The sequence below is a fragment of the Pseudonocardia adelaidensis genome (assembly GCF_039543345.1).
Taxonomy (GTDB): Bacteria; Actinomycetota; Actinomycetes; order Mycobacteriales; family Pseudonocardiaceae; genus Pseudonocardia; species Pseudonocardia adelaidensis.
Genome location: NZ_BAABJO010000010.1, coordinates 107820 through 125348, shown reverse-complemented (window position 1 = coordinate 125348; position 17529 = coordinate 107820). Strand labels below are relative to the sequence as shown.

17 protein-coding genes are annotated in these 17529 nt (G+C 74.3%); 8 read left to right on the top strand and 9 right to left on the bottom strand.

Annotated elements, in window-relative coordinates:
• Window positions 1–18: 18 nt before the first annotated feature.
• A complete protein-coding gene (yczE, locus tag ABEA81_RS15565; protein ID WP_345605797.1) occupies window positions 19–651 on the bottom strand; it encodes a membrane protein YczE in 633 nt (210 codons plus the stop codon).
• Window positions 652–747: 96 nt separating this feature from the next.
• Here yczE and ABEA81_RS15560 point away from each other — a divergent pair, with 96 nt between their 5' ends.
• Window positions 748–2667 (top strand): TPM domain-containing protein, encoded by a 1920-nt coding sequence (locus ABEA81_RS15560; RefSeq protein ID WP_345605795.1) that lies wholly within the window; start codon window positions 748–750, stop codon window positions 2665–2667.
• A gap of 61 nt (window positions 2668–2728) precedes the next feature.
• On the opposite strand, the gene ABEA81_RS15555 is transcribed toward ABEA81_RS15560, so the two are convergent.
• Window positions 2729–5023, bottom strand: a complete 2295-nt coding sequence (locus tag ABEA81_RS15555) for a beta-xylosidase/alpha-l-arabinosidase (RefSeq protein ID WP_345605794.1) — start codon at window positions 5021–5023, stop codon at window positions 2729–2731.
• Window positions 5024–5152: 129 nt separating this feature from the next.
• On the opposite strand from ABEA81_RS15555, the gene ABEA81_RS15550 reads away from it, so the two are divergent.
• Genes ABEA81_RS15550 through ABEA81_RS15540 form a run of 3 tightly spaced genes read left to right on the top strand, consistent with a single transcriptional unit; the run spans window position 5153 to window position 8202 of the window.
• Window positions 5153–6163, top strand: a complete 1011-nt coding sequence (locus tag ABEA81_RS15550) for a LacI family DNA-binding transcriptional regulator (protein WP_345605793.1) — start codon at window positions 5153–5155, stop codon at window positions 6161–6163.
• Window positions 6164–6206: 43 nt separating this feature from the next.
• Window positions 6207–7541: an MFS transporter gene (locus ABEA81_RS15545; protein ID WP_345605792.1), complete on the top strand. Its 1335-nt coding sequence runs from the start codon at window positions 6207–6209 to the stop codon at window positions 7539–7541.
• A gap of 7 nt (window positions 7542–7548) precedes the next feature.
• A complete protein-coding gene (locus ABEA81_RS15540; protein WP_425570567.1) occupies window positions 7549–8202 on the top strand; it encodes a response regulator in 654 nt (217 codons plus the stop codon).
• Here ABEA81_RS15540 and ABEA81_RS15535 read toward each other — a convergent pair.
• Both ABEA81_RS15535 and ABEA81_RS15530 read right to left on the bottom strand, forming a co-directional pair.
• Window positions 8180–10420 (bottom strand): GAF domain-containing protein, encoded by a 2241-nt coding sequence (locus tag ABEA81_RS15535; RefSeq protein ID WP_345605791.1) that lies wholly within the window; start codon window positions 10418–10420, stop codon window positions 8180–8182. The two genes, ABEA81_RS15540 and ABEA81_RS15535, sit on opposite strands and share 23 nt — an antisense overlap.
• 37 nt (window positions 10421–10457) lie before the next feature.
• The gene (locus tag ABEA81_RS15530) at window positions 10458–10814 is read right to left on the bottom strand and encodes a response regulator (protein WP_345605790.1); all 357 of its coding nucleotides are present in this window, start codon (window positions 10812–10814) and stop codon (window positions 10458–10460) included.
• A 162-nt stretch (window positions 10815–10976) separates the two neighbouring features.
• On the opposite strand from ABEA81_RS15530, the gene ABEA81_RS15525 reads away from it, so the two are divergent.
• From ABEA81_RS15525 to ABEA81_RS15515, 3 genes are all read left to right on the top strand, one after another.
• Window positions 10977–11288, top strand: a complete 312-nt coding sequence (locus ABEA81_RS15525; RefSeq protein ID WP_345605789.1) for a hypothetical protein — start codon at window positions 10977–10979, stop codon at window positions 11286–11288.
• 236 nt (window positions 11289–11524) lie between these two features.
• Window positions 11525–11779 carry a hypothetical protein gene (locus ABEA81_RS15520; RefSeq protein ID WP_345605788.1) on the top strand — a complete coding sequence of 85 codons (255 nt, stop codon included), beginning with the start codon at window positions 11525–11527 and terminating at the stop codon, window positions 11777–11779.
• Window positions 11779–12012, top strand: coding sequence for a hypothetical protein (locus ABEA81_RS15515; RefSeq protein ID WP_345605787.1), 234 nt, complete (start codon window positions 11779–11781; stop codon window positions 12010–12012). The genes ABEA81_RS15520 and ABEA81_RS15515 overlap by 1 nt, the downstream gene beginning before the upstream one ends.
• Window positions 12013–12034: 22 nt before the next feature.
• Here ABEA81_RS15515 and ABEA81_RS15510 read toward each other — a convergent pair whose 3' ends face one another.
• Genes ABEA81_RS15510 through ABEA81_RS15500 form a run of 3 tightly spaced genes read right to left on the bottom strand, consistent with a single transcriptional unit; the run spans window position 12035 to window position 14881 of the window.
• Window positions 12035–13033 (bottom strand): Gfo/Idh/MocA family protein, encoded by a 999-nt coding sequence (locus tag ABEA81_RS15510; RefSeq protein WP_345605786.1) that lies wholly within the window; start codon window positions 13031–13033, stop codon window positions 12035–12037.
• Between the two features lie 59 nt (window positions 13034–13092).
• Window positions 13093–14031, bottom strand: a complete 939-nt coding sequence (locus ABEA81_RS15505) for a LysR family transcriptional regulator (RefSeq protein WP_345605785.1) — start codon at window positions 14029–14031, stop codon at window positions 13093–13095.
• 4 nt (window positions 14032–14035) lie between these two features.
• Window positions 14036–14881 (bottom strand): nitroreductase/quinone reductase family protein, encoded by an 846-nt coding sequence (locus ABEA81_RS15500; RefSeq protein ID WP_345605784.1) that lies wholly within the window; start codon window positions 14879–14881, stop codon window positions 14036–14038.
• Between the two features lie 113 nt (window positions 14882–14994).
• On the opposite strand from ABEA81_RS15500, the gene ABEA81_RS15495 reads away from it, so the two are divergent.
• Window positions 14995–15441 (top strand): VOC family protein, encoded by a 447-nt coding sequence (locus tag ABEA81_RS15495; RefSeq protein ID WP_425570565.1) that lies wholly within the window; start codon window positions 14995–14997, stop codon window positions 15439–15441.
• On the opposite strand, the gene ABEA81_RS15490 is transcribed toward ABEA81_RS15495, so the two are convergent.
• Both ABEA81_RS15490 and ABEA81_RS15485 read right to left on the bottom strand, forming a co-directional pair.
• The gene (locus ABEA81_RS15490; protein WP_345605782.1) at window positions 15420–16586 is read right to left on the bottom strand and encodes an MFS transporter; all 1167 of its coding nucleotides are present in this window, start codon (window positions 16584–16586) and stop codon (window positions 15420–15422) included. The genes ABEA81_RS15495 and ABEA81_RS15490 overlap by 22 nt on opposite strands.
• 72 nt (window positions 16587–16658) lie before the next feature.
• Window positions 16659–17255 (bottom strand): TetR/AcrR family transcriptional regulator, encoded by a 597-nt coding sequence (locus tag ABEA81_RS15485; RefSeq protein WP_345605781.1) that lies wholly within the window; start codon window positions 17253–17255, stop codon window positions 16659–16661.
• Window positions 17256–17529 lie beyond the last annotated feature (274 nt).

Sequence of the window (17529 nt, the reverse complement as noted above, 5' to 3'; positions counted from 1 at the left end):
TCCGGCACTCGTATCCGCTCACGGCACCTCGGGGGGCGTCCGGACCGCGACGAACGGGAGGAAGGCCTGGGTGAGCGGGCCGATCGCCAGCGCGTAGAGCACTGTGCCGACGCCGACCGTGCCGCCGAGCAGCCACCCGCACGCCAGCACGACCACCTCGATGCAGGTGCGCACCACGCGCACGGAACGCCCGGTGCGCGCGGACAGCCCGGTCATCAGGCCGTCGCGCGGGCCCGGGCCGAGCCGCGCCCCGACGTAGGACGCGGTGGCGACGCCGTTCAGCACGACCCCGCCCACCAGCAGCGCGATCCGGCCGGCGAGCGCGTCCGGGGCGGGCAGCAGCGCCAGGGCGACGTCGATGGTCGCCGCGATCACGAGGACGTTGGCCACCGTGCCGACGCCGGGCCGCTGGCGCAGCGGGATCCACAGCAGCAGCACGATCACCCCGGTGATGGCCGTGATCGCGCCGAAGCTGAGCGGGGTCTGCTTGGTGAGCCCCTCGTGCAGCACGTCCCACGGGTTCAGCCCGAGGCCGCTGCGGATCTGCATCGCCATGCTCACCGCGTACAGCGCGAGCCCGCAGAAGAGCTGCGGTAGCCGCCTGCCGGGGTTGCGGGTGACGGGGAGCGTGCGGAGATCGACGACCACCACCCCATCGTGCGTGATCGTCGGGCCGCAGCCGATGGCCAATCGAGCGCCGGTGGACCGGCGCGCGATGATGGCGCCCTGTCGATCGCGGAGGTCGCCGTGCGCAGGTTGTCCGTACTGATCGGGGTACTGATCGGGGTTGCGGCGCTGCTCGCGCTGAATGCCGGCGGCGCAGCGGCCGATCCGCCGATGCGCCTCGCCGACCGCGTCACCGACCGGGCCGGCGTGCTCACGCCGAACGACGTCGCCGAGATCCAGGACGCGATCCAGCAACTGCGGACCGAGAACAACGTGGATCTCTTCGTCGTCTACGTCGAGTCGTTCGACGGTGCGGACGGCGAGGAGTGGGCCCACGAGACCGCCCGGCTCTCCCAGCTCGGTGAGGAGGACGCCCTGCTCGCCGTGGCCGTCGCGGACCGCGCCTACGGCATCTCGGTGGCCGACGGCTTCCCGGTCGACGAGTCCCGGCTCGACGAGATCCGCACCGAGGACGTCGAGCCGCGGCTCTCCGCGGAGGCATGGGGCGGCGCCGCGGTCGCACTGGCCGACGGGCTGCGCTCCGGCGGCGGTCACGGGTTCGGGCTCGGGCTGGCGGTGGTCGGCGGCGCCGTCGTCGTCGGCGCGGGCGCCTACGCCCTGGCGCGCAGGCGCCGCCGCACCGCAGGCGCCGCCGCGGCTCCCGGCCTCCCGCCCGACGAGTTCCCCGACGTCTCCACCGCCGACCTCGCCTACCGGGCCAGCGCTGCCCTGATCGAGGTCGACGACGCCGTCCGCACGTCCGAGCAGGAGCTCGCCGCCGCGCGGGCCCACTTCGGGGACGACGCGGTGGCGGAGTTCGCGGCCGCGCTCGAGCACTCGCGCGCCGACATGCTGCGGGCGTTCACGCTGCGCCAGCGGCTCGACGACGACGAACCGGAGGACGAGCCCGCGGCGCGCGCCCTGCACGCCGAGATCGTCCGGCTCGCCACCGCCGCGGACGAGCGGCTCGACGAGCAGGTGGAGGCGTTCGACGCGCTGCGGGGCCTGGAGGCCCGGGCACCGGAGTACGTCACCGGCCTGCGCACCCGCCTCGACGGTGTCCGCGCGCGGGTTCCGCAGGTCGACGCCGCGTGGGCGGCACTGCGGTCCCGCTACGCCGCGACCGCCCTGGAACCCGTGGCCGGCGACGTCGATCAGGCGCGGGAGCTGCTCACGGCCGCCGACGCCGAGCTCGCGGAGGCGCAGCAAGGCCTGGACGGCGGTGGGTCGGGGGCCGCGGTCGTCGCCGGTCGGGCGGCGGAGGACGCGATCACGCAGGTCGAGACCCTGCTCGACGGCATCGGGCGCCGCGAGTCGGAGCTGGCCGACGCCGCGGAGCAGATCCCGGCCGCGCGCTCCGAGGTGGAGCTGGACCTGGCCGAGGCACGGGCGCTGCCCGGTGCCGAGATCGCCCCGGTGGTCGCACGGGCGTCGGCCGCACTGGCCGCGGCCGACGAGGCGGCCGGCGGACCGCAGCCGGACCCGATCGCGGCGCTGCGCCTGCTCGGCGAGGCCGGTGCCGCCCTCGACCAGGGGATGGCCGACGCCCGCGAGGCCGCCGAACGCGGGCGGAAGGCGGCCGCCGCGCTCGGGCAGGCCGTGCTCACCGCCCGGTCGAGCGTGGCCGCGGCGGAGGACTTCGTCGCCACCCGGCGCGGGGCCGTCGGCGCGCAGGCCCGCACCCGGCTCGCCGAGGCCCACCGCCACCTCGACCAGGCAGGTGGCGCGGACGACCCGGTGGCCGCGCTCGGCGAGGCGCAACAGGCCGACGCGCTCGGCCGGGAGGCGCTGCGCCTGGCGCAGGCGGACGTGTCGCGGTGGTCCCCGCCCGGCGCCACCAACAGCGTGGGGGCCGACCTCGCAGGCCTCGTCCTCGGCGGCATCCTGTCCGGGGCCACCAGCGGCTACCGCGGCGGCCGGCACGGCGGCGGTGGCTTCTCACCGGGCAGCTTCGGCGGCTCCGCCAGCCGCGGGCGCCGGGGCGGTGGCGGCCGGTTCTGACGGCAGGTGCACGAGCGGCACCTTCGTCGCACGGGTTCCGACGAGACTGCCGCTCGTCCGATCAGTTCGGCGTGATCCGCACCCCCACGACCCGCCGGTCCGCTGTGGAGACCTCGTGCACCGGGCCCGTCAGCTCCACCTCCGTGTCGAGCACCGGGTCGGCGCAGCTGCGCCCGACGAACAGGCGCACGGCGCCCGGCTCGACCACGCGCACCATGCGCCGGTCGGTGAAGGCCAGCCGGTGGGTCGGCACGTCGAGCTCGACGTCGGCGCTCTGCCCGGGTTCGAGGTGCACGCGGGCGTAGCCGAGCAGCTGCACCACCGGGCGGGTCACCGACGCCACCGGGTCGGTGGCGTAGAGCTGCACGACCTCCGCGCCCGCGCGGTCGCCGGTGTTCGTCACGCGGCAGCTCGCCACGATCGCGCCGTCCGTGGGCACCCGCGACGCCGCGACCCGCAGGTCGGAGTGGGTGAACGTCGTGTACGACAGCCCGAAGCCGAACGGGCGGACCGGGGCGGTGTCGAGGTTGCTCACCGAGCTCGCCCCGCCCAGGCGCGGGTGCAGGTAGCTGTAGGGCTGGGCCCCGACCGACCGCGGCATGCTCACCGGCAGCCGTCCCGACGGGTTGATCCGTCCCGACAGCACGCCGGCCACGGCGGCGGCGCCCTCCTGGCCCGGGAAGAACGCCTGCACGACGGCGGCGCACCGCTCCAGCGCCCAGCCCACCGCGTACGGGCGGCCGGTGAGCAGCACCAGCACCACCGGGGTGCCGGTCTCCAGCAGCGCCTCGACGAGCCCGCGCTGCACGCCGGGAAGGTCGAGCGAGTCGGCGTCGCAGCCCTCGCCGGAGGTGCCGCGGCCGAAGAGACCCGCCCGGTCGCCGACGACCGCGACGCACAGATCGGCGTTCCGGGCCGCCGCGACCGCCTCGGCGAAGCCGCTGGTGTCGTCGGTGTCGACGTCGGCGCCTCGGACGTGCGTGATCTCGGCGCCGGGGAGCTCGGCGCGCAGGGCGTCCAGCACGCTCGCGATCTCCAGGCCCGGCTCGACGCCGTCGTGCAGTGAGAGGACGTGGTTGAGGAAGCTGTAGCAGCCGAAGAGCGCCGCGGTGTCGTCGGCGTTCGGGCCCACGACGGCCACCCGGGCCGGCGCCGCCAGCGGCGGGGTGCCGTCGCCCGCGAGCAGCACCACCGACTCCTCGGCCAGCCGGGCCGCCAGCGCGCGGTGCGCGGGCGGGTCGAGGTCGACGGGGCCCACCTCGGCGTAGTCCTGCGCCTGCCGGTCGAGCAGGCCAAGGCGGGCCTTCTGGCGCAGCACGCGCTCCACGGCGCGGTCGACGAGCGCCTCGGGGACCGCACCGGAACGCACCTGCTGCGCGAGCGGCTCGAGGAAGGCGTTCCCGCTGGGCAGCTCCACGTCGATGCCCGCGGCGAGGGCCTGCGCGGCGGCGGCGCCGAGGTCGCCCGCGACCTGGTGCAGCGTGTGCAGGAACGCGACCGAGAAGTAGTCGGCCACCACCGTGCCGCCGAACCCCCACCGATCGCGCAGCACGCCGGTGAGCAGGGCGGCGTCGGCGGCGACCGGCAGCCCGTCGATCTCGGCGTAGGAGTTCATGACCGAGTCGACGCCGCCGTCGAGCACGGCCATCTCGAAGGGCGGCAGCAGCACGTCGGTCACCTCTCGCGGCCCGGCGTGCACCGGGGCGAGGTTGCGCCCGGCCCGCGAGGCCGAGTAGCCGACGAAGTGCTTGAGCGTGGCGACCACGCCCGCCGACTGCACGCCGCGCACGTAGGCGGTGCCGATCGTCCCGACGACGTAGGGGTCCTCGGAGATGCACTCCTCCACGCGGCCCCATCGGGCGTCGCGCACGACGTCCAGCACCGGGGCGAGGCCCTGGTGCACCCCGAGGCTGCGCATGGACGCGCCGATGGCCGCACCCACCTCCTCGACGAGTGCCGGATCGAAGCTCGCCCCCCAGGAGAGCGGCGCCGGGAACGTCGTCGCCTTCCAGGCGGCGAGGCCGGTGAGGCACTCCTCGTGCACGAGCGCGGGGATCCCGAGGCGGGTGTGCTCGACCAGCCAGCGCTGCTTGGCGGCCACTGCTCGCGCCCCGTCCACCGGCTCGACGGGGCCCGTGCCGAACGGGCGGGTCAGCTGCCCGAGCCCGTGGGCGGCGAACGCCTCGAAACCGGCCTCGTCGGCCTGCATCGCGTCCTGCATCGGGGCGACGTCGCCGCCCTCGCCGGAACCGCCGCGCCCCTCCCACAGCGCGACCAGCTGGGCGAGCTTCTCCTCCAGGGTCATGCGCGCGACGAGCTCTGCGACCCGGGAGGAGGCCTCGGTTCTGGTGGACACGTTCCCTCCGGGACCGAAAGTTTCCGACATTTGCGATTCGCCGCGCTGACGGTAGGTTCGACCCGGCCGCCCGTCAAGCCGCACGGGGCGGGAGCATGGAGGCCGAAAGTTTCTGCCTGGAGGACCGTGATGCCCAGCCGTCGCGTGACGATCGCCGAGATCGCCGCTTCCGCCGGCGTATCGGTGCCCACCGTGTCCAAGGTGCTCAACGGCCGGGCCGACGTCGCCGAGACCACCCGCCGGCGGGTGCAGCAGGTCATGATCGACCGCGGCTACCAGCGCCGTGCGTCCGGCGCGCAGCGCCCGGTCGGCCTGATCGACATGGCCGTGCCGAGCCTCGACTCCCCGTGGGTCGTCGACGTGTTGCGCGGCGCCGAGGCCGAGGCGCGGAAGGTCGGCAGCCAGATCGTCGTGACGTCCACCGAGCGGGCCCCCGCCGGCAACCGGCAGTGGCTCGACCGGCTGGCCACCCGGCGCTCCGACGGTCTCGTGCTGGTGGTCAGCGAGGCGGCACCGGAGGCGGTGGAACAGCTCGCCGCCCTGCACACACCGGTGGTGCTGCTCGACCCCGTCGGCGGCAGCGACCCGTCGTTCGCCACGGTCGGGGCCACGAACTGGGCAGGCGGCCTCTCCGCCATCGAGCACCTCATCGCACTCGGCCACCGCCGGATCGCCGCGCTCTCCGGACGCCCGCAGCTCGCGTGCAGCCAGGAACGGGTGGAGGGCTACCGGGCCGCGCTCGGCCGTGCCGGCATCCCGGTGGACGAGCGGCTCGTGCACTTCAGCGACTTCACCACGAGCTGCGGCCGGGACGGCGCCCGCGTCGTGCTCGACGTGCCCGAGCCACCGACCGCGATCTTCGCCGGCTCCGACATGCAGGCGTTCGGCGTCTACCAGGAGGCGGCGGCGCGTGGGCTGCGCATCCCGGAGGACCTCAGCATCGTGGGGTTCGACGACATCGCGTTCAGCGAGCTGGCCGCGCCGCCGCTCACGACGGTGCGCCAGCCGTTGGCCCGGATGGCGGCCGAGGCGGTGCGACTGCTGCTCGACGCCGGGAACAGCATCCCGGGCCCGCCACCGCGCGTGGAGCTCGCCACACATCTGGTCGTGCGGGGAAGTACCGGGCCCGCGCCGCGTTGACAGCGTATAGTTGCCTATTGGCAAGCAACTATACGGAGACCCTATGACGATGATCGGCGAGCGCGCGCTCGCCCCCCTCGACGCACTGCGTCGCCAGACCTTCGCTTCCCTCTCCACCCCCAACTACCGCCGGTTCATCGGCGGCCAGGCCGTCTCGCTGGCCGGCACCTGGATGCAGACGATCGCCCAGTCCTGGCTGGTCCTGCAGCTCACCGGCTCCGCAACCGCGGTAGGGCTCGTCGTCGCCCTGCAGACGCTGCCGGTGCTGCTCTTCGGCCCGTACGCCGGCGTGGTCGTCGACCGGCTGGAGAAGCGCAGGCTGATGATCGGCCTGCTGGTCCTCATGGCGGCCCTGGCCATGGTGCTGGGCGTGCTCACCGCTACCGGCACCGTGCAGCTGTGGCACGTCTACGTGCTCGCGTTCCTGCTCGGAACCGTCAGCAGCCTCGAGAACCCCGCGCGCCAGACGTTCGTGCTCGAGCTGGTCGGGCCGGACAACCTGCGCAACGCGGTGAGCCTCAACTCCGTGCTCGCGAACGTCGCCCGCGCGGTCGGGCCCGCCCTCGCGGGCATCGTGATCGCCACCGGCGGCATCGCCGTCTGCTTCCTGCTCAACGCGGCGAGCTTCGCCGCGGTCATCGCCTCGCTGCTGCGACTCGACCTCACCGCACTCACCCCGACCGCTCCCGCTCCCCGCGCTCCCGGCCAGCTGCGGGAGGGCTTCGACTACGTCCGGCGCACCCCCGCGCTCGCCGTGCCCCTGCTGACGATGGCGCTGATCGGCTGCCTGGCCTACGAGTTCCAGGTGGTGCTCCCGATCGTCGCCAGCGAGACGTTCGCGGGCGACGCGAGGACCTACGGGTTCCTGACGGCGGCGATGGGCGTGGGCGCCGTGATCGGCGGCCTGTGCATGGCCGCATGGGGCCGCACCGGGCTCTGGTCGCTCTCCGCCGCTGCCGCCGCGTTCGGCCTCACGATGCTGGCCACCGCACTCGCACCCACCCTGGCCTTCGCCCTGATCGGGATGGCCCTCGTCGGCGCCACGAGCGTGGCCTTCCAGTCGACGGGCAACAGCACGCTCCAGCTGGCGTCCGCTCCGCACATGCGGGGCCGCGTCATGGCGCTCTGGGCGGTGGCGTTCCTCGGCTCGACGCCGATCGGCGGCCCGATCGCGGGCTTCGTCAGCCAGCACCTCGGCGGGCGGGCCGGCCTCGCGCTGGGGGCGGTGGCCTGCCTGGTGGCCGCGGCGTCGACCGCGCTCGTCGCGCGACGGGAGCAGGCACGGGCGTCCGCCGCACAGCGGACGGACGAGCGAAGCGTCGGCAAATGGACACAGGCCGGCCTCAGTGTGGGCAGTGCCAATGCGGACGCCGGATAATCGGGGCATGACCGCGGTGCGGGTTGTCGTCGCCGATGACGACGTCCTGCTCCGGGAGGGACTGGCGAGCCTGCTCGACCGGAGCGGGTTCGAGGTGGTCGGGCAGGCCGGGGACGCGACCCAACTCCTGGAGCTGGTGCGTGACACCGACCCGGACCTGGCCATCGTCGACATCCGGATGCCGCCCGCGCACACCACCGAAGGGCTGGACGCGGCGAAGCAGATCCGCCGGGACCGGCCGGAGGTGGGGATCCTGGTCCTCTCGGCGCACGCCGAGGTCGACCACGCCATGGAGCTGCTGGCCAGCGGGCGGGGGATCGGCTACTTGCTCAAGAGCCGCGTCAGCGACGTCGCCGAGTTCATCGAGACGCTCGAGCGGATCGCCAGGGGAGGCTCGGTCGTCGACCCCGCGCTCGTGCAGGAGCTGGTCACCGCCCGCAAGCGCAACGACCCGCTCGCCGTGGTCAGCGAGCGGGAGCGCGACGTGCTCTCCCTGATGGCCGAGGGGAGGTCCAATGCCGGCATCGCCCGCCGGCTGTGGATCACGGAGGGCACGGTGGAGAAGCACGTGCGCAGCATCCTGACGAAGCTGGGCCTCCCGGACACGGACGACGACCACCGCCGGGTGCTCGCGGTGCTCACCTTCCTCGAGAAGAGGTGATCCGGTCCTGCCCGTCCGCGGCGGGCAGGGTGACCACCACGCTCGTGCCGCCGCCCCTCGGGCTCGCGACCTCGATGGTCCCGCCGAGCGCCTCCACCCGGTCCCGCAGGCCGATCAGCCCGGAACCACCCTGGGGATCGGCGCCGCCCACACCGTCGTCGCGCACCGACAGCCGCAGGTCGCCGTCCCGCGCGGACACGGCCACGGCGACGTGCGACGCCCTCGCGTGCTTCGCCGCGTTGGTCAACGACTCGGACACCACGTAGTACGCCGCCACCTCGACCGGCTCCGGGAACCGGGCATCGGTCGCGACGTCGAGCTCGACCGGCACCGGCGCGCGGCGCGCCAGCGTCCGGAGGGCGGGCTGCAGCCCGCCCTCGGACAGCATCGCGGGGTGGATCCCCCGCGCCGTCTCGCGCAGCTCGTCCAGCACGTCGGCGAGCCCGTCGGCGACGCGGGCGAGCCCGGCCCGCACCTCCGGCAGCTCGTCGGGCACGCCCGCCTGTGCGAGGCGCAGCTCGAGGCCGAGCGACACGATCCGCTGCTGGGCGCCGTCGTGCAGGTCCCGCTCGATGCGCCGGCGGGCCTCGTCGGAGGCCGTGACGATCCGTGCCCGCGAGGCGGCGAGCTTGGCCTGGTTCTCGGCGTTGCCGATCGCCATCGCGACGAGATCGGTGAAGCGGGCCATCCGCTCCTCGGTGTCGTCGGGCAGCGAGGTCCCGCTCGACCAGGCGATCACCGCGCCCCAGAGCCGCCCCTCCACCGTCACCGGGCCCGCCACCACCGACTGCACGCCCAACCGGCGCAGCTGCGCGCCGACGGCGCCGATGTCCTGCTGCCACCGCTCGGCGTCGAAGCGAGCGGAGCTCCCGGTGCGCCACACCTCGGACACGCTGTACATGTCGTCGACGGCGAAGCGCGTGCCCGGGGGCCACTGCGCGATGGTGTCGCCGATCCCGACGAGCAGGACGGCGGTGCCGTCGGGCTCGAAGCGGCACACCCCGGCGTCGGCCACCCCGAGCAGGCCGCGGACCTCCCCGGCAACCGCCCGCGACACCTCGAGGGAGGACGCGCCGGTGGCGACGAGGGTGGCCACCCGCTGCAGCGCGCCCTGCTCGGCCAGCAACCGGAGGATCTCCGACCTGCTCTCCGTGTTCGCGATCGCGGTGCCGACGAGCTCGGTGAACTGGACGAGCCGGTGCTCGGCACCGACCGGGGGCGGCCCGCTGCGCGAACCCGCCACGAGCACACCCCAGAACCGCCCTTCGACGGTGACGGGGGTGGCGACCAACCCGCGGACGCCCGAGCCGGCGAGTACCTCCGCCTCGTGGGGGACCAGGGAGAGGTCGTCCGTCCGGTAGGGCTCGCCCAGCTCGAAGGCCGTTCGCAGCTGCGGGTACCGGTCCAGGACCACGCCGATCGGAGCGTCGTCCCAGCCGCTCGCCGCGACCATCGTCGGGACGTCCGCCCTAATGAGGCACGCGACGTCGGCCCGGAGCACCGCGGCGACCTCGTCCGCGGCCGCGGCGAAGACCTCCTGGGCGGGCGCCCCCCGCGCGACGACCGTGGCCACCCGCCGCAGCGCCGCCTGCTCGTCGAGCAGGCGGCCGACCTGGGCCCGGCTCTCGGCATTGGCGATCGCCGCGCCGATCAGCTCCATGAAGTCGACGAGCCGCCGCTCGGTGGACGCGGGCAAGGCGCCTGCCCGCGACCCGACGCCGAAGGCACCCCACACGCGTCCCTCGACGAAGACCGGGCAGGCGACGACCCCGAGCAGGCCCTGCTTCTCGACCGTCTCCGCCATGTCGGGGTGCCGCCGCAGGTCGTCGATGCGCACGACGGCCCCGTCCCGCAACGGCGCGAGCGAGGGGGGCACCGGGATGGAGCGCCCCACCCGCATTTCCCCGCCCCGCCAGCCGCCGCCGGCCAGGAAGCCGGCGGAGCCGTCGGCCTCGAAGCGCACGAGCGTGGTGAGGTCGGGGGCGAGCAGTCGGGCGATCTCGTCGCTGACGGCCGCGAAGACCTCCCGCGGCCGCGCGCCGCCCGCGACCAGGGTGGCCACCCGGCGCTGCCCCGCCTGCTCCTGCGACAGCCGCGCCGTCTCGTGCTCGTCCCGGCGCGCGCGGGCCGCGAACCACGCGACGGCCAGCACCGCGCCCGCCAGCAACCCGCCGAGCCGGCGCAGTGCGGGCGCAACCCAGGCGTTCGTCATCGTCATCCCCGCATGTGAAGACGCTATCGGGTGGGGGTGACGATCAGCAGTCCGCCACGCCCACCAGGTCGCGGACGGCGCGCGCGGACAGCAGGTTCTTCGGCAGGAAGCCCGCGGCCGGGCTCGCCGCGATCAGGTCGGCGAAGTCGTCCTGGTCGCGGGTGGAGATCAGGACGACACGGGCCTCGAGGTCCGGGAAGTCCGCGACGAGGCGCCGGGTGACCTCGAACCCGCTCTCGGCGCCGAGGCTGATGTCGACGAGCACGACGTCCGGATGCAGCTCCTCCGCCAGCTGGAGGGCCTCCTTCTGCGAGGTGGCCGTGCCCACGACGTCGAGGCCGTCGCGCATGAGGCGATCACGGGCGACCGCGAGGAACCGCTCGTTGTCGTCCACGATCATGCACCGCCCCACGCGATGAGGATCGCAGCGGCGTCACCCGTGCACATTGAAGGTAACCGGAAGGTGAGGGGTCACGGCCAGCACGGGGTTCCAGCCAGCCGGTACCGGAGATGGCCGCGAGCCCTGACGACGGGCGGCCGCCCGCGGGCCATCCTGGAACTCGTGGACACCGCGGCAGTGATGAGCAGCGCGATGACCGACTACTTCCTCGCGAACGGCACGAACAAGGCACCCGCCACCCTGGCTCCGGCGCACATCGCGTCCTGGCTGGACAGCCGGGGCTACCACATCGTCCGCCTCCCCGTCGCGGGGCCGGTCGATCCGGGCGACCCCGATCTGGTCGCCCGGATCGCCGCCCTGATCGACTGGCGCTCCTTCGAGCACGAGGACGACCGGCTGGCGATCGTGCGCCAGATCCTCTCCTGGCTCGCAGGCCCCTCCGTCACGCGCACCGACCTCGGCCGGGCGGCCTGATGTCCACCCGCCGCCCGACGGACCGGCCACTCCGCAGCGTCCCCGGCGGCAGGGCGGACGCGCCGCGCCTCGATCCCGATCGGAGTCCCGATGCCCGCACCGGCGACGCAGGGCCGGATCACACCGCCGACGGGTGCCGCGCCCTCCCCCCGCGCGGCGGCGCGCACGCCGTTCCCGCGCCGGGCCGGCGCGGCCTGCTGCAGTCCCTGCTCGGCGGGTCCGTCCGGGGAAGCCGGGTGACCCAGCTGCGCCGGCCGAGCGACCAGCGCCCGCCGGAGCCGGTGCGCGCGATCGTCGAACTGCCGGAGCCGATCCGGCCGGCCGGGTACGCCGAGCGGGTTCCGTACAAGCTGACCTGGGCGGGTGGGGTCCACCTGCTGGGCGGCGGGATCCTCGTGGTCCCGGGCCGGACGCTCGACACCCCCGACGAGGCACGGGCGTTCGCGGCGGCCATCCTCGCCGCCGCGTCCCGCATGGAGAACACCCGCTGATGGCACTGCCGCTCCTGCTGACCTACCTCCTCGTCGGCGCCGTCCTGCTGGTCCTGCTCGCCGGGTTCGACGGGCCCGCCGTCACCGCGGCGCTCCGGCGCGACCTGCACGCGCTGCGGGCGCGCGGGCCGCTCGCCGTGGCGGCGGCCGGACCGGTCTGGGTGGCGGGCGCCGTCGCCGCGTGGCCGGTGGTCGTCGCCTGTGAGGCCATCAACTGGCGCGATCGGGCCTGACGCGGGACGCGCGCGGGCCGGCTCAGCCGTCCAGCTCGGCCGGGCCCTCCTGGGGCCGCATCCCGAGCTGGTCGGCCACCGCGCCGAGCACGTCCTGCACCGCGACCGTGTCGGCGAGCGGCATCACCGCGCTCTCCGTCCGCCCGGCGAGCACGCCGTCGGTGACCTCGCGCAGCTCGTGCACGTATCCGCCGCCCGTGTGCGGGCGGGTGATCTCCTCGGGCTCGTGGCCAACGCGGTGGAGCACGATCGTGTCGGGGTGGTGGAACCGCGGCAGGACGTCGACCCAGCCGCCCGTGCCGAACACCCGCATCTGCCCCGGCGTGGCGCAGCGCAGCGACGTGAAGAGCGACGCGGTGCGCCCGTCGGCCCACCCGAGCAGCACGGCCTCCTCGACGTCCACACCGGACGGCGCGAGGACGCCGTGCGCGACCACGGTGTCCGGGGTGCCGAGCACCATCTGCGCGAATGACACCGGGTAGACCGTCAGGTCGAACAGGGCACCGCCGCCGATCGCGGGGTTGTAGAACCGGTCCAGGGGATCGGTGGGCGCGTTCACGCCGAGCTCGCCCTGCACGCCGCGGACCTCGCCGATCGCTCCGTCGGCGAGCAGCTCGCGCAGCCGGACGACCGCGGGCTGGAAGCGGGTCCACATCGCCTCCATGACGAACACGCCTGCGTCGCGGGCGGCCGTCGCGATCTCCACGGTGGCGGCGGGCGTGATCGTGAAGGACTTCTCCACCAGCAGGGCCTTGCCCGCCTTGATCGCCGCGAGCGCCACCGCGCGGTGCTGGGGGTGCGGGGTGGCGATGTAGAGCGCGTCCACGTCGGGGTCGTCGAGGATCGCGCGGTAGGAGCCGTGTGCGCGCACGATCCCGTTCGCGTCGGCGAACGCCCGCGCCCGCTCGGGCGACCGGGACGCCACCGCGACCACCTCGGCGTCGGGCATGTGCACGAAGTCGCGCACGACCTTGGCCGCGATGCGGCCCGGACCCACCACTCCCCAGCGAACGCTCGTCATGCCGACCATCCTCACGCACCACCCTCCACAGCTGTGGACAACCCCGTGGAAGGACCGAACTACTGTTCGAGCGCGCCGGCGAGCGACCGCTCGAAGTCGGCGGACAGGTCCGTGCCCTCCATCGCGCTCCACACCGCGTCCACGAGGATCGAGGGCGGCTCCCGCGGCAGCGCGACAAGCCCGACCGGCGGGTGTGGGTTGGGCTCCGCGAGCGGGCGCACGCAGCTGCCCACGGGCACGCCGAACGCGTGCACCCAGGCGTGGGACACGATGCTCGACAGGCCCCGCTTCGCGATGTGCGCGTACAGCGCACCCACGTTGTCGGTCTCCATCACCGGCGCCAGCCGGGCTCCGACCGTCGCCATCGTCGCGTCGAGGATCCGCCGGTTGCGCATGTCGGGGGTGAGGGCGCACAGCGGCAGCTCCGCCGCCGCGGCCCACTCCACCACCCGCTCGTGCGCCAGCGGGCTGTCCGCCGGCATCAGCAGCAGGAACCGCTCCGAGTACAGCTGCACCACGCGCATCGAGGCCGCCGACTCGTCGTCGAGGTAGGTGATGCCGACGTCCAGCTCGAAGTCGGTGAGCCGGCGCGCGATCTCCCGGGACGAGAGGGCCTCGATCCGCACCAACGCCCGCGGGTGAGCGGCCTCGAACCGCGCCGTGATCAGCGGTGTCGCGGGTACCGCCGTGGGGATGGCGCCGATCCGCAGCGTGGCGGAGAGACCGCTGCGCATCCGGTCCAGGTCGGTGCGCAGCCCGTCGCGCTCGGCGAGTATCCGGTGCGCCCAGCCGACGACGCGCTGCCCCTCCGGGGTGAACCCACCGAACCGCTGCCCGCGCAGCACGATCGGGACGTCCAGCTCGTGCTCGAGCCTGCGGATCGCCGCCGACAGGGCGGGCTGGCTGACGTGGCACGCCTGCGCGGCCCGGCCGAAGTGGCGCTCCCTCGCCAGCGCGACGAGGTACTCGAGCTGGCGGATCAGCACGTCCCCCGTCACCGGATCAGCCTAGGACGGCGTCCAGCGCCGGGACGAGCCGCTCCTCCTCGTACGCGAGGTGCCGTTCGAGCGCGTCGGTGAGCCGGTCGACGTCACGGTGCAGCGCAGCAGGGTCCGCGGGCCCGGCGACGAGTTCCTGCAGCTGCGCGACGAGCGCGGCGATCCGCTCGTGCTCGACCCGCAGGCGCTCGAGGGTGGGCTCCAGGTCGGGCTGCCGCGCCGCGAGCAGCGGGAAGAGCGCGCCGTCCTCGCCGAGGTGGTGGTTGTGCAGGCCCGCGCAGAGGGTCAGGCAGTTCGCGCGCAGCTGCGCACCCACGCTCGCGCCGGTCCCGGCCACCTCGCGCCGGATCAGGGCGAGCTCGCGGCGGAACGCGCCGTGGACCCGGATGAGCGTGGCGCTCGAGACGGGCGACGCCCCTCCGGCGTAGCGGGGCGGACCGGGCAGCGGCCGGAGCGCGACCACGGGCAGGACGCGCCCGGACCGCTCCTCGTACGCGGCCCATCCCGCGTCGGTCTCCACGGCACGGGCGAAGGCGCGGTCCCGGTCGGCGCCCTCCAGTACGACGGCGAGCGCGTCGGCGACGAAGACGCCGTCCTCCACCGTGACGCGCGGCTGGGCCACGAGGTTGTGGAACCAAGCGGGGTGGCGCGGCGAGCCGCCGGCCGAGCCGATGACGAGGACCTGCTCGCCGCCGTCGGGCAGGTAGCCGAGCGGCACCGTGTGCGGTGCACCGGACCGCGCGCCGGTGGTGGTCAGCAGGAGCAGGCGGGCGCCGACGAACGGTCCACCGACCCAGCCGCCGTTCGCGCGGAACTCGTCGATGACCTGTCGCTGGGGATCGAGGAACATGCGGTTGAGGTGATCCTTTCTCACGAAATCCGGTGGGTGCGGGAGTTCGTGAGAAGGCGGCGGGCTGCGAGCCCGCGGGGGCGTCACGCCCCGGCCGGGTGCCCCATCCGTGAATGGCCCATGGCCGACCCGGCAGTCACGCCGACGAAACTACTGGCGGGCACGGGAAGGATCAACCGCATGCACCGCAGCCGCGTCTACGCCGTGATCATCGACACCCCACCGACCAGGCGACCCGGGCCGCGGAGTTCTGGTCGGCCGCGCTCGGCGTGCCCTCCCGCGCCCTTCCCGACCACCCGCAGTTCACCTCGCTGCGGGGCGCGGTCCCCGGGCTGGTCACCGCGGTCCAGGCCGTCGACGACGCGCCGGGCATCCACATCGACATCGAGTCCGACGACCCCGACGCCGAGACCGCCCGCCTGCTGGGACTCGGGGCCGAGCAGGTGGGGCGGTGGCTGGACTGCCGGATCCTGCGCGTGCCGGGCGGGCAGATCGTCTGCGTGCTGCCGGTCGAGAGCGACCCCGAGCTCTTCGACGCTCACGCCACGACCTGGCACTGACGCACCTGCGGGGCGTCCCTCCGGGCGAGGTCGGGCACCAGCGTGAGGATCCCGAGCAACGCCAGCCCCGCCCCGAGCCACAGCGGCGCGCGCAGGCCGAACCCGTCGATCACCAGCCCGCCGACCGCGGAGCTGACGACGATCCCCCCGGTGATGAACGAACCGTGGATCGTGTTGACCAACGGTCCGATGTTCCCGGCGCGCTGCACCCGCACGCCCATGGCGGGGTTCATCGTGACGCCGACGAGCCCGACGCCGAGCATGCACGCCACGGCCGCCGCGCCGACGTGGGCGAACAGGGCGAACCCGGTCAGGAACACCAGGTTCAGCACGAGCCCGCAGACCAGCACGGCCAGCGCATGCCGGTCGGCGAAGCGCCCGACGACCGTGTTCCCGACGACCGTGGCGGCCCCGTAGGCCACGAGCAGCAGCGGGACGGCGCCCGCGTCGAACCCGCTGATCACGGTGAGGATCGGGTTGAGGAAGCTGAACGCGGAGAACGTCGCGCCGATCACGAGCAGGCTGGTGGACAGCACCAGCCAGAGGCGCGGGCGCCGGAACACCCCCAGCTCGTGACGCAGCGGGCCGGCCGCGATGCGCTCGAGCGGAGGCACCCCGCCGATCGTGGCCAGGGCCGCCGCCACCGTGAGCACCGAGATCGCCCAGAACGCCGCACGCCACCCGTGGGCGGCACCGACGAACGTGGCCAGCGGCAGCCCGAGCAGCGTTCCGAGCATGAGGCCGTTGATGACCACCGAGATGGCCCGGCCCCGCACCTCCGGGCGCACCAGTACGACGCAGATCGACACGGCGGCACCGAAGAACGCCTGCGACGCGGTGCCCGTGACCAGCCGCGCGAGCAGCATCACCGGGTAGTTCGGCGCGGTGGCGGCCAGGACGTTGCCCGCGAGGAACAGCGCGAACAGCAGGAGCAGCGCGGTCCTCGGCAGCAGCCGCATGACGAGGACCGTCAGCACCGGGCCACCTACGGCCATCGCCACCGCGAACGCGGTGATCAGGTAGCCGACCTGGGAGATCGAGACGTCCAGCCCGGACGCGATCTGCGGCATGAGCCCTGCGACCACGAACTCGCTCGTGACCATGGCGAAGATGCCGAGGGCAAGCACGTACACGGCACGCGGCACGCGTTCCTCCTAGTTTTGTACTAATCTATCCATAACCTGGGCGCGCGCGTACGCCCGCGTGCACGACCCGCGTCAGCCGATCAGCGCGTCCAACGCGGTGTCGGCGATGGACCGCAGCGCGGCCCGGTCCGCGCCGCCCTGCCCGGCAACGCGCATCCCCCCGATCACGGCGTTCAGGTAGCGCGCCAGAGCGTGCGCGTCCCGTGCCGAGGCGATCTCGCCGGCGCGCTGACCCGCGGCGATGACGACGCGCAGGGCGGCGGCCCGCCGCTCGACGTCCCGGTCGAGGATCTCGGCCGCCTCGGGGTCGCGCCCGGCGAGCTCGACCGTGGTGTTGACGGTGAGGCAGCCGATGCTGCGGCCGTCCCGCCGCGTTGCCATCTCGCCATCGATCACGGCGGCGAACATGGCGCGCAGCCGCTCGACCGGCGAGCGCTCCTCGTCGTCGAGGATGCCCAGCTGCGTCGCGTTCATCGTCGCCACGTAGTGCAGCAGCGCCCGCCGGAAGAGCTCGTGCTTGCTGGTGAACGTGTTGTAGATGCTGCTGCGGCCCAGGCCGGTGGCGGCACAGAGGTCCTCGGTGGTGGTGGCCTCGTAGCCGTTGGCCCAGAACGTACGCATGGCGGCGTCGACGGCGCGGTTTTCGTCGAAGGTCCGGGGGCGGGGCACCCGGGTACCGTAACACGTTCTGGAACATTCAGTTCAAAACACGTGCGGCTCCGGACGCACCAGACCCGCCGGCCGCCGGCATCCGGCGGTTCCCCCGAGCGCGGTGCAAGTCGGGAGATCCACCGGGAGGAATCCCGGGCAGGGGCTGAGATCGCGGATCACCGCTCACCCCCGTGACGGGCCCGGCTGCGCTGGGCGCGCGCTTCCCTGCGGTGCTCCCGGCAGCAGTAACGGATCGTTTCCTCGTTGCCGGGGGAAGGCGGGAGAGGAGCGT